12 protein-coding genes and 2 pseudogenes are annotated in these 14,990 nt (G+C 57.9%); 8 read left to right on the plus strand and 6 right to left on the minus strand.

The features are described from left to right. Window positions 1-8 precede the first annotated feature (8 nt). Window positions 9-476 (minus strand): DUF1289 domain-containing protein, encoded by a 468-nt coding sequence (locus tag ALTERO38_RS10420; protein WP_159968345.1) that lies wholly within the window; start codon window positions 474-476, stop codon window positions 9-11. 404 nt (window positions 477-880) lie between these two features. Here ALTERO38_RS10420 and acnB point away from each other — a divergent pair, with 404 nt between their 5' ends. Together acnB and ALTERO38_RS10430 are read left to right on the plus strand one after the other, a co-directional pair. Further along, entirely contained in the window at window positions 881-3,490 is a 2,610-nt protein-coding gene (acnB, locus tag ALTERO38_RS10425; RefSeq protein ID WP_159968346.1) for a bifunctional aconitate hydratase 2/2-methylisocitrate dehydratase, read from the plus strand. A 324-nt stretch (window positions 3,491-3,814) separates the two neighbouring features. Next, entirely contained in the window at window positions 3,815-5,401 is a 1,587-nt protein-coding gene (locus ALTERO38_RS10430; protein WP_159968347.1) for an ABC-F family ATPase, read from the plus strand. A gap of 72 nt (window positions 5,402-5,473) precedes the next feature. Here ALTERO38_RS10430 and ALTERO38_RS10435 read toward each other — a convergent pair. The 3 genes and pseudogenes from ALTERO38_RS10435 to ALTERO38_RS10445 form a co-directional block, all read right to left on the minus strand. Then, a pseudogene (locus ALTERO38_RS10435) lies at window positions 5,474-6,174 on the minus strand (DUF1294 domain-containing protein). Between the two features lie 75 nt (window positions 6,175-6,249). Then, window positions 6,250-7,215, minus strand: coding sequence for an alpha/beta fold hydrolase (locus tag ALTERO38_RS10440; protein ID WP_159968348.1), 966 nt, complete (start codon window positions 7,213-7,215; stop codon window positions 6,250-6,252). 33 nt (window positions 7,216-7,248) lie between these two features. Next, entirely contained in the window at window positions 7,249-8,079 is an 831-nt protein-coding gene (locus ALTERO38_RS10445; protein ID WP_102835317.1) for an undecaprenyl-diphosphate phosphatase, read from the minus strand. A gap of 370 nt (window positions 8,080-8,449) precedes the next feature. On the opposite strand from ALTERO38_RS10445, the pseudogene ALTERO38_RS21795 reads away from it, so the two are divergent. The 6 genes and pseudogenes from ALTERO38_RS21795 to ALTERO38_RS10470 form a co-directional block, all read left to right on the plus strand. Then, window positions 8,450-9,136 (plus strand): annotated as a pseudogene (locus ALTERO38_RS21795) (cache domain-containing protein); the annotation flags it as partial. A gap of 123 nt (window positions 9,137-9,259) precedes the next feature. After that, window positions 9,260-9,994, plus strand: coding sequence for a methyl-accepting chemotaxis protein (locus ALTERO38_RS21800; RefSeq protein WP_372239414.1), 735 nt, complete (start codon window positions 9,260-9,262; stop codon window positions 9,992-9,994). A 375-nt stretch (window positions 9,995-10,369) separates the two neighbouring features. Continuing rightward, window positions 10,370-10,639 (plus strand): hypothetical protein, encoded by a 270-nt coding sequence (locus ALTERO38_RS10455; protein WP_102835319.1) that lies wholly within the window; start codon window positions 10,370-10,372, stop codon window positions 10,637-10,639. A 150-nt stretch (window positions 10,640-10,789) separates the two neighbouring features. After that, the gene (locus ALTERO38_RS10460) at window positions 10,790-11,071 is read left to right on the plus strand and encodes a hypothetical protein (RefSeq protein ID WP_148924141.1); all 282 of its coding nucleotides are present in this window, start codon (window positions 10,790-10,792) and stop codon (window positions 11,069-11,071) included. Window positions 11,072-11,636: 565 nt separating this feature from the next. Beyond that, window positions 11,637-11,801, plus strand: coding sequence for a hypothetical protein (locus ALTERO38_RS10465; RefSeq protein ID WP_164863208.1), 165 nt, complete (start codon window positions 11,637-11,639; stop codon window positions 11,799-11,801). A gap of 118 nt (window positions 11,802-11,919) precedes the next feature. Next, a complete protein-coding gene (locus tag ALTERO38_RS10470) occupies window positions 11,920-13,023 on the plus strand; it encodes a DNA topoisomerase IB (protein ID WP_159968350.1) in 1,104 nt (367 codons plus the stop codon). Here the strand turns inward: ALTERO38_RS10470 and ALTERO38_RS10475 are convergent. Beyond that, a complete protein-coding gene (locus ALTERO38_RS10475) occupies window positions 13,020-13,973 on the minus strand; it encodes a sensor domain-containing diguanylate cyclase (protein ID WP_159968351.1) in 954 nt (317 codons plus the stop codon). The two genes, ALTERO38_RS10470 and ALTERO38_RS10475, sit on opposite strands and share 4 nt — an antisense overlap. A 2-nt stretch (window positions 13,974-13,975) precedes the next feature. Beyond that, on the minus strand, window positions 13,976-14,959 hold the full coding sequence (locus ALTERO38_RS10480; protein WP_148924137.1) for a response regulator: 984 nt from the start codon (window positions 14,957-14,959) through the stop codon (window positions 13,976-13,978). Between the last annotated feature and the right edge of the window lie 31 nt (window positions 14,960-14,990).

The following is a 14,990-nucleotide window of genomic DNA, read 5'->3' on the forward strand; positions in this document are numbered from 1 at the left end:
TCCGAGCCCTAGCGCGCCATGTCCTGCAGAAAGCGGGGGGCAATGTAACGCTGGTAGTGGGCTTCAGACAGGAGAAAGAACTCCCGATCGATCGCATCACGGAGTTCAGGCAAGGACCAATCGCGAAACTCCGGCAGTAGCACGACGCCGTAGGCTTCGAGCTGCTGAATGACCCTCGCGCCCCGTGCGATCAATTGATACGCCCAACAGTAGGCCGACTGGTCTGCAACGAAGCGAATCTGTCGGCTTTCCAGCTGAGAACGCAACAGCGTCGCATCGAAAACTTCCAGCTTGGCCGCCATCACCTGCGCAAGCAGTACCTCCAGGCGCTGCCAGACCGAGCGTTTGACTTCTTCGCTGTAGCCATTCCAGTTCACCACTTCATGATGAAACCGTTTGCATCCGCGGCAGACAAGATCGCCATAAACAGTGGAGCAAAGGCCGACGCAAGGTGTTTTGATTCGCTGATTGGACATGGCGGGCGATGGATCGATGAACAGCGCCGCATCTTAGACTTTTGTCCAAGCCGGGTCACTGACCAATCCAAGGCACGCCTTCAAAAGAGGCCCTGCAGCCCACGGATCACGGGCCTCATCCGAAACAGCCAGCGACCACCTGTTAGCGCCGCCACGGCCGCGCCTTGGCGTTTCACTTAACTTTGCGGGCCCGTTCCAGTAGAATCGGCCCGCCGTTTTAGGCGCCACAATCCGCAAGAAGCTGTTTTCAAAGCGTCACGAGCACAGTTATCCGGCTACTCCGCCGGGTGCGCAGATCCCTCTCACCTGCGCGCCCGGTTCTCAACCCGGCGTAAAACTTTGAAAACAGCTTCCGGATGCGCGTCCCGAGACACCCATGGGACCAATGATGAGGGTATAAAACTGTGCTTGAAGCCTATCGCAAACACGTAGAAGAGCGTGCCGCTCAGGGCGTCGTGCCCCAGCCGCTGAACGCCGAGCAGACCGCGGGCCTGGTCGAACTCCTGAAAAACCCGCCTGCCGGCGAAGAACAATTTCTCCTTGATCTGATCACCAACCGCGTTCCTGCGGGCGTGGACGAAGCCGCTTACGTCAAGGCCGGCTTCCTTGCCGCCATCGCCAAAGGCGAAGCCACCTCGCCGCTGATCAGCAAGCAGCACGCCGTTGAGTTGCTGGGCACCATGCAGGGCGGTTACAACATCGTCACGCTGGTCGACCTGCTCGATGACGCCGAACTGTCCGACACCACTGCAGCGCAACTCAAGCACACCCTGCTGATGTTCGATGCTTTCCACGATGTCGCTGAAAAAGCCAAAGCCGGCAATGCCAACGCCAAAGCTGTTCTGCAGTCCTGGGCGGAAGGCGAGTGGTTCAAGAACCGCGCCCCCGTTGCCGAGAAGGTCACTCTGACCGTATTCAAGGTCACTGGTGAAACCAACACCGACGACCTATCCCCAGCACCAGACGCCTGGTCGCGCCCGGACATCCCGCTGCACGCGCTGGCGATGCTGAAAATGGCTCGCGACGGCATCAACCCCGACGTTCCTGGCTCGGTTGGTCCACTCAAGCAGATGCAAGAGCTGCAAACCAAAGGCTTCCCTGTCGCCTACGTTGGTGACGTGGTCGGCACCGGTTCTTCGCGTAAATCCGCTACCAACTCGGTATTGTGGTTCTTTGGAGACGACATCCCGAACGTGCCGAACAAGCGTGCCGGCGGTTTCTGCTTTGGTACCAAGATCGCGCCGATCTTCTACAACACCATGGAAGACGCCGGCGCACTGCCGATCGAGTTCGATTGCTCCGACCTGGCAATGGGCGACGTAATCGACGTCTACCCGTACAAAGGCGAAGTCCGCCGCCATGGTAGCGATGAGCTGGTCACCACTTTCCAGTTGAAAACTGACGTCCTGCTCGACGAAGTGCGCGCTGGCGGCCGTATTCCGCTGATCATCGGTCGCGGTCTGACCGAGAAAGCACGCGCCGAACTTGGCATGGGTCCGACTGACCTGTTCAAGAAGCCGGAAGCGCCGGCAGAAAGCAACAAGGGCTTCACGCTCGCCCAGAAAATGGTCGGTCGCGCCTGCGGTCTGCCGGAAGGCAAAGGCGTCCGTCCGGGCACCTATTGCGAACCGAAGATGACCACCGTCGGCTCCCAGGACACCACTGGCCCGATGACTCGCGACGAGCTGAAGGACCTGGCTTGCCTCGGCTTCTCTGCCGACCTGGTGATGCAGTCCTTCTGCCACACCGCGGCTTATCCGAAGCCGATCGATGTCACCACTCACCACACCCTGCCGGACTTCATCATGACCCGCGGCGGTGTTTCCCTGCGCCCGGGCGACGGCATCATCCACAGCTGGCTGAACCGCATGCTACTGCCGGATACTGTCGGTACTGGCGGTGACTCGCACACCCGTTTCCCGATGGGGATCTCCTTCCCGGCCGGTTCCGGTCTGGTCGCCTTTGCCGCAGCCACCGGTGTCATGCCGCTGGACATGCCGGAGTCGGTACTGGTTCGCTTCAAGGGCAAGATGCAGCCTGGCATCACCCTGCGCGACCTGGTTCATGCGATTCCGTATTACGCGATTCAGAAAGGTCTGCTGACCGTAGAGAAAAAAGGCAAGAAGAATATCTTCTCCGGCCGCATTCTCGAGATCGAAGGCCTCAACGAGCTGACCGTAGAACAGGCGTTCGAGCTGTCTGACGCCTCGGCAGAGCGCTCTGCTGCCGGCTGCACCATCAAGCTGCCGGAAGCGGCGATCGCCGAATACCTGCAGTCGAACATCACCCTGCTGCGCTGGATGATCAGCGAAGGCTACGGCGATGCTCGTACTCTGGAGCGTCGCGCGCAGGCCATGGAAGCCTGGCTGGCCCAGCCGGAGCTGCTGGCTGCCGATGCGGATGCCGAGTACGCCGAGATCATCGAGATCGACCTGTCCGAAGTCACTGAGCCTGTGCTCTGTGCACCGAATGACCCGGATGACGCTCGCCTGCTCTCGACTGTGCAAGGCGAGAAGATCGACGAAGTGTTCATCGGTTCGTGCATGACCAACATTGGTCACTTCCGCGCCGCCGGCAAGCTGCTGGACAAGGTCGAAGGTGCTCTACCGACGCGCCTGTGGCTGTCGCCTCCGACCAAGATGGACCAGCATCAGCTGACCGAGGAAGGTTATTACGGCATCTACGGCCGTGCTGGTGCGCGACTGGAAATGCCGGGCTGCTCGCTGTGCATGGGTAACCAGGCACGTGTTGAAACCGGCTCGACAGTCGTCTCCACCTCGACTCGTAACTTCCCCAACCGCCTCGGTGACGCGACCAACGTGTACCTGGCTTCTGCCGAACTGGCAGCTGTTGCTTCGATTCTTGGCCGTCTGCCGACTGTCGAGGAGTACATGGTCTACGCTGCTCAGATCGACACCATGGCGGCTGACGTTTACCGCTACCTGAGCTTCGATCAGATTGCCGAATTCCGCGAGTCTGCGGCGAAGGCAAAGATCGACGTGGTTGCCGTTTGACGCTTCAGTGACAACGCTCAGATCGCAGGCTGTCTAGAACAGCCTGACGACGAAGCGGTAGATGAGTGAGCGCCCCGACTGGTTCGGGGCGTTTGCTTTTGTGGACCTCATACAACTGCCGGCGCAGCTATGCGACAATAGCGGCACTGTCTGGCATGAACCCCTACCTTTATCCCAACAGCTCGGCCTTGCGCACGAATGCTGCTGCTAACGTACGCCCGCCGGATCAACGCTGAGGGGGCTTTGGGCGAACGACCAACAACGTTCGATCCGAGCATGCACAAGCCGATACCTAACACTCTGAAACCCGCGAGATAGAGCTTCTTGATTTCTACAGCTAACATCACCATGCAGTTTGGCGCCAAGCCGCTGTTTGAAAACGTCTCCGTCAAATTTGGCAATGGCAATCGCTACGGCCTGATCGGCGCCAACGGGTCCGGCAAATCGACGTTCATGAAAATCCTCGGTGGCGATCTTGAGCCGTCCGCAGGCCAGGTCATGCTCGAACCCAACGTGCGCCTCGGCAAGCTGCGGCAGGATCAGTTCGCCTACGAGGACTTCAATGTCATCGACACGGTGATCATGGGTCATGAGGAGCTGTGGAAGGTCAAGGCCGAACGCGAGCGCATCTATTCGCTGCCAGAAATGAGCGAAGACGACGGCATGGCGGTGGCAGAGCTGGAAACCGATTTCGCCGAGATGGACGGTTATACGGCCGAGTCTCGAGCTGGTGAGCTGCTGCTGGGCCTGGGTATTCCTCTGGAACAGCATTTCGGCCCGATGAGCGAGGTCGCCCCCGGCTGGAAGCTGCGTGTGTTGCTGGCGCAGGCACTGTTTTCCGACCCTGAAGTGCTGCTGCTCGACGAACCAACCAACCACCTGGACATTCATACCATCCGCTGGCTGGAAAACGTACTCACGGCGCGTAACAGCACCATGATCATCATCTCCCACGACCGCCACTTCCTGAACAGCGTGTGCACGCACATGGCGGACCTGGATTACTGCGAGTTGCGCCTGTTCCCTGGCAACTACGACGAGTACATGACCGCGGCGACCCAATCACGCGAGCAGCTGCTGTCGGACAACGCAAAGAAGAAGGCGCAAATCGCCGAACTGCAGACCTTTGTCAGCCGCTTCTCGGCCAACGCCTCCAAGGCCAAGCAGGCGACTTCACGGGCCAAGCAGATCGACAAGATCCAGCTGGCCGAGGTCAAGCCATCCAGCCGTGTCAGCCCCTTCATCCGGTTCGAGCAAACCAAGAAGCTGCACCGCCAGGCTGTGACCGTGGAGCATGTGGCCAAGGGCTTTGACGGCAAAACGCTGTTCAAGAATTTCAGCTTCACGGTCGAGGCCGGAGAGCGCGTAGCCATTATCGGCCCTAACGGGATTGGCAAGACCACCCTGCTTCGCACACTGGTTGGCGAGCTGCAACCCGATGCGGGTTCGGTGAAGTGGACCGAGAGCGCCGAACTCGGCTACTACGCTCAGGATCACGCCGATGATTTCGAAGATGATGTCACGCTGTTCGACTGGATGAGTCAATGGACACAAGGTGGCGAGCAGGTCGTGCGCGGCACCCTTGGTCGCATGCTGTTCTCCAACGACGAAATCCTGAAATCCGTCCGCGTGATATCCGGTGGCGAACAGGGCCGCATGCTCTTCGGCAAGTTGATCTTGAAAAAGCCTAACGTGCTGCTGATGGACGAACCTACGAACCACCTCGATATGGAATCGATCGAGGCGCTCAACCTTGCACTGGAGAACTATCCGGGCACTCTTATCTTCGTCAGCCATGACCGGGAATTTGTTGGGTCGCTAGCGACCCGCATTATCGAGCTGTCGGCTTCGGGCGTGACCGACTTCAGCGGAACGTACGATGACTACCTGCGCAGCCTCGGCGTGATCTAACGGTCCGCAACGCACGAAAGCGCCCCGCTAAGCCGGGGCGTTTTTGTATCTGCTGTCGTTGGTTTTATGTACTCAGAAATGCGGCAGGTGTCGATACATGCTCTGGAGATACAGATAGTCCAGCCACGCGGCCCGATGAACGATGACGATCAGCCAGAACACCAGCTGGAAAGAGAATTTACGCGTCTTGTGACGCAATGCCTGCTGAGCGATCAACGCACCCTGCCAGCCGCCCAGCAACTCAACCAGATGCAGGCGGGCCTCGGGCGTACGCCAGCCGCTACGCAGTGCGCTGCGCTTGTCGTGCAGGTAGAGCCCAAACGCCAACAGGCTACCCAAGAGATAGGCATAGAGCGGCCAGTAGCTACCCTGCCCCGCCATACGAAAAAGCCCGAGTGCCGGTAACAGACAGAGCAGAATCAACCCCAGGAGTTTTGGTAGCGGCCACCTTATCGCCCCGTTGCGCAAAGGCCTTGCTTTGGACTTGGTTGGGTGCTTCTATTCTGCGCGGACTGGACCGCTACCCCAGGCGGCTTTCGTCGAATGGCCGGCTCGTCTAAAGACAGCCCTGCGTCCAGGCGTATATGCGTGGCGCGCAGGCGTCCGTTCTCGTCCCGTTCACTGATGTAGAGTACCCGGTCGCCCTGCACCGGACGCCGAGCGCCGCGCATGGCCGAAATATGCGCGAAGATTTCCTCGCTACCCTGTTCCGGCCGAATGAAACCGAATCCCTTCTGATCGTTCCAGCTTTTCAGCTGACCGCGTAATTCCATGGCAAGTGATCCCGCGGAAAACCGGGGATTCTAGCCGCTTACCTCTGGCGCTACGAGCAGCTAGCCCCTTCGGGCTTAGGTGTAGCGGCGCTCAAGAAAACTGAGAAGAAGCCTGTTGACCTGCTCGGGCTGCTCGCTCTGTATCCAATGACCACAGTCCTCGACGATGTGCTGCTCAAGGTCCGAAACCCAGCTGGGCATCTTCTGCAGCGTATGGGCTTCCAGAGTACCAACCGGATCCTTGTCGCCCAGCAGGAAAAGCGCGGGCTGCTCAACCTTTCGTTCGGCTAACGGCGCTGTGCGCTCCCAGTTACGCTCGAAATTGCGATACCAGTTCAGTGCACCACGAAAGCCACGCCCCTCGAACGTAGCGAGGTAGACGGCGAACGCGTCCGAAGCGCACCAGGCTGGGGGCGCGCCGGGATCTCGCATGCCCTGATAGAGCGAGCTGCCGGCCGGCTTGTCCTGTAGAAACAAATCCTTGGGGACCGCTGCCGAGGTGTTGTGCATCATCATCCGCAACGTGCGCGGAATGTCCTGATCCAACTCGGTCTCGGCAACACCAGGCTGCTGAAAGTAAAGGATGTAGTTGAACCGATCGGCGAACTGGCTGCGGATGATCTCTATAGCAGGTCGTTTCGGACGACCACCGTAGGGCACGGCCATGGCGGCGATCACTCTGACTCGTTGCGGCTCAAGCAAGGCTAGATGCCAGGCGACCGGTGCGCCCCAATCGTGCCCCACCACTGCTACCGAGCGCTGACCAAGCAGGTCCATCGCCGCCTGGATGTCTGCGCAGACGGTCATCAGGTCATAGCTGGAGACATCATCCGGAGCGCTGGTCTGCCCGTAGCCGCGCATTTCAGGGACCAACACCCGATATCCCGCCTCCGCCAGCATCCGTATCTGGTGCCGCCACGAATACCAACTTTCAGGAAACCCGTGCAGCAACCAGACTACAGGCCCATTCAGGGGACCCGCGCTATAGATGCTGAGTATGATGCCGTTGACTGATAGAAGCTGATGTTCGAACGAGTGCACGTAAGCGCTCCTTGGCTATCTGTTCAAGCGTGCTCAGCCGGCCGCAGTACTCCAGTCGATCAGGCTGAACTGCCAGGTTCCAAGGATGATGATGCCGAAGATGATTCGATACCAGGCAAATGCCGCGTAGCTATGGTTGCCTATAAATTTCAGCAAGGCTCTGACAGCCACCATCGCAAAGATGAACGATGTAACAAAGCCGATCGCAAACACCGGCAAATCGGCTGGCTGAAAAAGATCTCGATACTTGTAACCCGAATACACCGCAGCACCGACCATGGTTGGCATGGCCAGGAAGAACGAAAACTCCGTGGCTGCCTTACGGGACAGCCCGAACAACAGTCCACCGATGATCGTTGCACCCGAACGGGAGGTGCCGGGAATGAGAGCCAAGCACTGTGCGAAACCCACCTTCAGGGCCTGGCTCCAGTGCATGTCATCAACCGTTTCGGCCTGCACTTCATGCGCTCGCTTTTCAGCCCAGAGCATCACCACGCCACCAATTACCAGTGCGGCAGCTACCGTGATCGGGTTAAACAGGAACTCATGGATGAGATCAGCGAAGGTGACACCAAGCACCACCGCCGGAAAAAACGCGACCAGCAGGTTCCCGGTAAACTTCTGAGCCTGCTTCTGTTTCGGCAGGCCGACCACCACGTCGACGATCTTGCGCCGGTACTCCCACACGACCGCCAGGATCGCACCTAGCTGAATAATGATGTTGAAAGCCAGCGCTCTTTCCCCGCCGAAACCGATCAGGTCCGCGACGATGATCTGGTGCCCGGTGCTGGATATCGGCAGAAACTCCGTGATGCCTTCCACTACCCCTAGAAGCAACGCCTGAAAGGCAATCCATAGGTCCATCTATTTCCCCAATTTAACGCTGGATTTTATCGCGGCTGAATATGCCACAAAGGTATATGTCAGATAGCCATCTGAGCGCTGTTCTGACTCGCTTTAGCCAAGTAAATTCATTGGTGAACGCGGCCACCCTCATCTTTTTCAACTGACAGCCGAAACGCTATTCATGAGCCATGACCAAAACCGCTGCCTTAACTGTTTTTCAGGGCAGACCGTGTCGCCGCGCTCCACTCCCTATTCGAATAATAAAAAACACAAGACATTAACAGGAGCTTACAACCCTATGAATCTGCTAAGAAACTTCCCGATTAGTAAGCGCCTCTGGCTGATTCCACTGGTAGCGGTGGCCATGCTCTTCGTGCTTGGCCTGCTGATGATCCAGCAAGTGCGTAGCGACTTGTACAAAGGCAAGCAGGTCATGACGCAAAACATCGTCGAGACCGCGCGAGGAGTACTGACCTATTACCAGCAGCTCGAAGCCAACGGGAGCATGACGACGGCCGAGGCACAGAAAGCCGCAATGGATCAGGTTCGTCTGATTCGCTATGGCCAGAACGACTATTTCTGGATCAACGACATGCAGCCCGTCATGGTCATGCATCCGATGAAACCCGAGCTTGAGGGCCAGAATCTGTCCAAGGTTAAGGATCCGAACGGCAAAGAACTGTTCAACGAGATGGTCAAGATTGCTCAACTCAAAGGTGCCGGCCTGGTTGACTACCAGTGGGCGAAGCCCGGCGAGAAAGACCCTGTGCCGAAGATCTCCTATGTCGAGCTGTTCAAGCCATGGGGCTGGATCATAGGTTCGGGGATCTACGTCGACGACGTCGAAGCGGAGTTCCAGAATTATCTCGTCCGTTTTTCGATCATCGGCCTGGCAATCGCTGCGCTGATGGCGGTGCTGGTCGCCATCCTCATCCGCAGTATTACTCAGCCATTGCGCCACTCCATGCAGGCGATGGCCAACATCGCCAGCGGCGAAGCCGACCTGACGCGCAACCTCGACGTGTCAGGCAACGACGAGCTGACCACACTTAGCCGTGACTTCAACACCTTTACCGCCAAGCTTCGCTCGGTGATCGGGCAACTGTTTGAGACCTCCGGCGCACTGGAAACTTCCTCTAATTCACTCGGCGGTCTGGCCGGACAGGCGCACAAGCAGAGTCAGCAACAGTCGCAACAAATGGAGCTGGTTGCCACAGCCGTCAACGAGGTCACCTATGCTGTTCAGGAAGTGGCGAAGAATGCTGAACAGGCATCCAATGAAGTAGGTGACGCGGAGAAACAGGCAGGCTTGGGGCAACGAAATATCGAAGCCAGCTTGCAGCAGATCGACCAGCTCTCAACCACCATCAACGAAGCGGTCGGGGTCATCCAGTCGTTAGCTGACGAGACCACCAAGATCGGATCGGTTCTCGAGGTCATCGGATCGATCGCCGATCAGACCAACCTCCTCGCACTAAACGCCGCGATCGAGGCAGCCCGCGCAGGTGAGCAAGGTCGAGGCTTCGCAGTGGTAGCCGACGAGGTTCGCCTGCTTGCGCAACGCACCCAGACCTCAACGGCCGAGATTCACACAATGATCGAACGCCTGCAGAAGAACTCAGGTGCAGCCGTCACGGTGATCATGGAAAGCAGCCGAGCTTCCCAGGCCACCGTGGAGCAAGCGAGTCAGGCCGGGGCAAGCCTTGGCCAAATTGCCCAGGCACTGCGCAACCTGTCGGGATTAAACGCGTCGATAGCCAGCGCTACATTGCAACAAACGCACGTAGTCGAAGACATCAACCAGAATGTCACTCAGGCAGCTGGGTTGGCGCAACAAAGTACACAGGCCGCCGAGCAGTCGAGCGCGGCAGGAGAGCGGCTCGGTGAGCTAGCCGAGCAGTTGAATCGCCTGCTCAGGCAGTTCAAGGTCTGACTACGCAGAATTAGCGCAGCGCTTTGTATACATCGGCCAGATCCAGAACTTGGATCTGGCCGTTTTGTTTTTTACTCCGGTTGCGGCTCTTCGCCACACCCGAAACAACATTAAACGCAGGTTTGAACCGGAATCTACATGTGCCACCTGAAACTAGCTCAACTAAAACAATAACTTAGCTTGCAATTAAGCCGAGAGTGCAAGCTGCAGCTAATGCTAGACCTTTGGCTAATTGCAAAAAAAACCGTAAAACACGAAACAGCCCTGTGACTTATCGGTCCTCTGTGTACATCAATGGATATGTAAGGCCAGCGCCGACAGCTTGGCGGCAGGCTCATATCCGATTTTTGGTTATCACACAGAGAGACATGCCTGATGAACAGCCCGCTTCGCTTTAACGACGCCCTCCTGATTACTGACCGTGCGTTCAAACCATTCCAGTGCGTGGCCTGGACGCTGCTCGAAGGCAACGGCGAGCTCAGTATCACAGTTCTGGATGGCAGCGAATCGCGCACCGTCGGTCATTGCAAACTGGCTAGCCATGTCTACTCCGACCCGATCAAGCTCGGCCAGTCACTGGAGCAGGCACGCGCCGACCTGAGTCGCCAAGGCGTACATTTGGCTCCTTGGCACATGCCCGAATAAAACTGTCCGCGTTTAGATGAGGCCCGGCTGCGCAAGCGCCGGGCCTTTTCGCTTTCAAGTGCCTGATCCGCGCAGGTGCTCCGCTGAGCAGACGGACCCATTCGGGTATTCGACGGTCCCAGCAATAAGCCAATAAACAAGGAGCAGCCCATGAAAGGTGCAGAAGCCTACGTCAATGATCAATGGCATAGCAGCGGTCTGGCCAATCTGCCGGAGGGTGAACAAGGCCATTGCATCACCCTCAAGTTCATCATTCCCCGCGATACGCAGACCACCGGATTGATCACACATGTCTGCGATGTAGCGCAGCAGCATCTGAGCGACTTCTACAAGGGTCGTCAGGTGACGCACAAACCGGTACAGGGCTCGGTAGTGGGTGACGGCAGCGGCGATGGGATCAATCTGATCTTCGACGTTGCACCTGCAAAATGATCAATATCTGCGGACCAAGAGGATGACATCGGCAGTCCTTGACCTTGATGAAGCCAGACGCATCTGCGAAATGGCGTTTTTACCCTGTCATGCAGTGACTCGAGCCGACCACACGGACGGCAGCTTCTCGCTAAGCGTAACCAGTGCGGCAGGTGACGAAGTTCTATCAATCCTACATATCGCGCGATCTCAGTATGCAGACCCGGCCCACTTGGCCGGTTTGCTGGAGGCTGCCCGACTCGAATTGAGCAAGGATGGCGTGAAATTGAGTGCATGGTCCATGCCTGCACAGCCTGGGATTACTGACTGAGCATGATTCAACGGCGCCGAACAGTGAGTATCGGAGCCGGACGGAGCCAATATTTCCGCGATCAGCTGCCGCAATGATCTCGGTGGAGGCGCCGCTACTGACAAGCGGCATGGCATTGGCAGCAAAAATGGAAACAACATTGCTGTTCATGCTGCGCCGTTACGCGAGCCAGAACCCCTGTCGTCCGTGCCGGTCTGTTATTGAGACACAGCGCTTGTGTCAGCACCCTTCTCGTTCGAACCCAGGAGCGCTTATATGATCGGAGACTATTCCTCGATAAATGACCATCTGGAAAGTGCACGACGGCTGGCGGACAGCGCCGAAACAAAGGCGGATCCGGCTATCTATCGCGAGGCAATCGACGAACTTGTAGCCGCGATACGGCTGTTGATGCGTAACAGCCAGGAAAGCGAAGACTGACACCGGCCTCGCCCAGCAAGTCGCCAACAACCACCAGGACAGCCTGGCTGCATTCAACGCACAATCATTGACGCAGCTGGGCTTAGAACGCCGGGCAGAGGCCCTTTCAGGAGCATGCATGCTGATCGATCAGGGCAGCGGGAAGGCGCCGCAATTGGCGGAGGGCGTTCGCCCGCAGCCGGCGGATGAAATGCCGGATACCGGCACGGCCCTCTGCCCTGAGCTACCTACCGATCTGCACTACGTGGACGATCACGGGCCAGGCATCAGCCGCCGAAAGCTCAGAGGTAAATTTGCTTATTTCCTGCCGTCGGGCGAGCGCATCCTTGATGTGCAGGAAATAGCCCGCATCAACAAGCTGGCCATTCCGCCCGCTTATTCCGATGTCTGGATTTGCCCGGATCCTCAAGGTCATATGCAGGCGACTGGACGCGACGCTCGCGGTCGCAAGCAATATCGTTATCACGCTCGCTGGCGAGAGATCCGCGACAGCAGCAAGTACGAACGTGTCCTGTCATTCGGTTCTGCCTTGCCGCGAATGCGTGAGCGCTTGCAGCAGCAGTTGTCCTTGCATGGCATGCCGAGGGAAAAGGTAATGGCGCTGCTGGTGCAGTTGCTCGAATCGACCCTGATCCGTGTTGGCAACTCGCGATACGCAAAAGAAAACCGCTCTTATGGGCTGACCACACTGCGAACCCGTCATGTCGATGTACGGGGCGCGGCAATCCGTTTTCAGTTCCGAGGCAAAAGCGGTGTAGAGCATCGCGTGACACTAAAGAACCAGCGCCTGGCGCGCATCATCCGGCGCTGCATGGAGTTGCCAGGTCAGCATTTGTTTCAATACCTGGACGAACATGGTGTGCGTCGGCCAGTCAGCTCCAGTGACGTTAACGCATTCATACAGGAGATGACCGGGGGCGACTTTACCGCCAAGGACTATCGAACCTGGGCAGGGAGTGCCTTGGCGCTGGAATACCTGCGCAAGCGTGAATGGCAACCGGACACCGTGGCGCGCCGCAATCTGGTCGATGTGGTTTCCCAGGTTTCTCGCCAACTCGGTAATACGCCCGCAGTGTGTCGCCAGTGCTACATCCACCCTGACGTGCTTGACGCCTTCGTCGCTGGCGAACTGGCGCAACTGAGCAAGGCGAGAAAGCGCAAGTGGATGAGCAGTGAAGAAGTCACTTTGCTGAAATTTCTGAGCGCCCGCACGAAGGCCTAGTGGTACAGCGTCACCTGATTGCGCCCTGCGGCTTTTGATGAGTACAGGGCGTTGTCTGCGCGCTCAATCAGTTGCGCGTAACCACTGGTTGGCTGGCTAAGGTCCGCAATTCCCAAACTGACGGTGAAGCGAATGCTGTGCCCGTCGTAGACGACCTCATGAGCCGCAATGGTTTGCCGTAACCGTTCAGCAAAGGTCACTGCGCCCTCGCTGTCGGTGTCCGGCAGCAGTACCACGAACTCCTCACCGCCGTAGCGTCCGGCAATATCCGCGTCGCGCATGCACTGCCGAACAAGCTCGGCAGTTTGCTGGATCACGGCATCGCCGGCCTGATGGCCGTAGCTGTCGTTGATCTTCTTGAAGTGGTCGATATCGAACATGACCAGCGCTGCGTTGCGCTCATAGCGAAGATGTCGCGCATAGTCCTGACGCAGCATCTCCTCCCAATGGCCTCGATTGAACAGGCCAGTCAGGCGGTCGGTGCTGGATAGGCGCTGCAGTTCCTGATTCGCCGCTTGTAACTGGCGACGGTTGGTAGCCACATCGGTTACGTCATAGATGATCAGGCAGATCTGTTCGATTCTGCCGTTGAGCGCCTTCAATGGCATCAAAGTGGTGTTCTGGTACATGAAATCTTCCAGTCCGGTAATCGGCTGGTAGTTTTTGAATCGCAACAGATACGGCCGCTGCTCCCAGATGGTGAACGACGGAGTCCCGAGCGTAGCGACGTTCTCCACCTTACGGCGAAACCAGTGCTCGTCGACTTCAGGAAACAGCTCAAAGAAGGTTTTCTTGCGCGCCTCTTCGGGCAACCGTCCGGAGCGGTTTTCCATGAACGTATTCCAGACGTCGATGCGATACTCGCGGTCAAGCACCACGACACCCACGTCGATACTCTGGATGATGGCCAGTAACCAGTGAAGTTCGCTTAGATCGTTCGGCTCGGACATGTTCAGCTCATCAACGGGACGAGTTTGCGTGACAGCAGCTCAACCGAGTCTTCGGTGAACAGCAAGAGCAGGTCGAAATGGATGTCATGACCTTCCAGGCTGTAGCTGATTTCAACCGCCAAGGTGTTTTTCCAGCGTTTACGGTTGAGACGTATCAGTTCGTCGATTGAAGCATGCTGGCCCAGCACCTGCGGGTGCCCCTGAGAAAAGACCACATCGATCTGGTCTGCTATACCGCTCAGACATGCGCTGATCAGAAGACTGGAAAGATCGAGCAGCATCTCCAGTTCGAGGTAATCATCGGCGCGCATCAGACGCGCCATGTCAGCAATCTCGGAATCGTGGAATATCAGCAGTGCCTCGCCGGCGATGCCGCCGCCGATATAACCCTGGCACACCGCCGACAGCTTGTCGCCTTGAGCGGCATCAGCCAGCGCCATGTGCAATTCACCGACTTCGAGGATGTTCACATTGGGGATGGGCAGCTGCACGAACACCCCTAGCACCTTGGCGAGCAGTGCCGCCGCTCGCCCCATCGCTACGTTAACGACCTCACGAAAGGCATCGCGGAACGCAACCGGACCGGCGTTTCGCTCTCCGAGCGCCGGCAATTCGCTGCCGACAACCCCAAGCCCCGCCAGGGTCTGCTGCAGATGTACCGGATCGGCAGGCTTGCGAATGAATGCCAGCGCACCCAATTCCAGCACCCGGCGCACGGCCTCTTCCTGGACGTCCGCCGAGATCACGATGACCTTGCATTCCAGCTGCTCGTGGCGAAGGGCTGCCAGTAACCCATAGCCGTCCATGTCTGGCATGGTCAGATCGAGCAGCAAGACATCGATGTCCCCTTCGCGAATTCGTTCAAGCGCCTCGCGACCACTGGCAGCCTGAGAAATATCCAGCGGCCACTCAGCCGGCAGTGCGCGCAGCAATTGCTTGCGCGCCAGGCTGGAATCATCGCAAATCAAAAGGGAAACGGCAGACATGCAGCGCTCGCTCACTTGGCCAGGCCTCTGG

The organism is Pseudomonas sp. 9Ag (genome assembly GCF_902506445.1).
In the GTDB taxonomy this organism is placed as follows: Bacteria; Pseudomonadota; Gammaproteobacteria; order Pseudomonadales; family Pseudomonadaceae; genus Stutzerimonas; species Stutzerimonas stutzeri_AB.

Bases quoted from the DNA above. Each gene is read 5' to 3' on its own strand.
- ALTERO38_RS10455 (WP_102835319.1), top strand. From the start codon at position 10,370: ATGAACAGCCCGCTTCGCTTTAACGACGCCCTCCTGATTACTGACCGT.
- ALTERO38_RS21800 (WP_372239414.1), top strand. From the start codon at position 9,260: ATGGAGCTGGTTGCCACAGCCGTCAACGAGGTCACCTATGCTGTTCAG.
- ALTERO38_RS10420 (WP_159968345.1), bottom strand. From the start codon at position 476: ATGTCCAATCAGCGAATCAAAACACCTTGCGTCGGCCTTTGCTCCACT.
- ALTERO38_RS10470 (WP_159968350.1), top strand. From the start codon at position 11,920: ATGCTGATCGATCAGGGCAGCGGGAAGGCGCCGCAATTGGCGGAGGGC.
- ALTERO38_RS10475 (WP_159968351.1), bottom strand. From the start codon at position 13,973: ATGTCCGAGCCGAACGATCTAAGCGAACTTCACTGGTTACTGGCCATC.
- ALTERO38_RS10480 (WP_148924137.1), bottom strand. From the start codon at position 14,959: ATGTCTGCCGTTTCCCTTTTGATTTGCGATGATTCCAGCCTGGCGCGC.
- ALTERO38_RS10465 (WP_164863208.1), top strand. From the start codon at position 11,637: ATGATCGGAGACTATTCCTCGATAAATGACCATCTGGAAAGTGCACGA.
- ALTERO38_RS10460 (WP_148924141.1), top strand. From the start codon at position 10,790: ATGAAAGGTGCAGAAGCCTACGTCAATGATCAATGGCATAGCAGCGGT.
- ALTERO38_RS10445 (WP_102835317.1), bottom strand. From the start codon at position 8,079: ATGGACCTATGGATTGCCTTTCAGGCGTTGCTTCTAGGGGTAGTGGAA.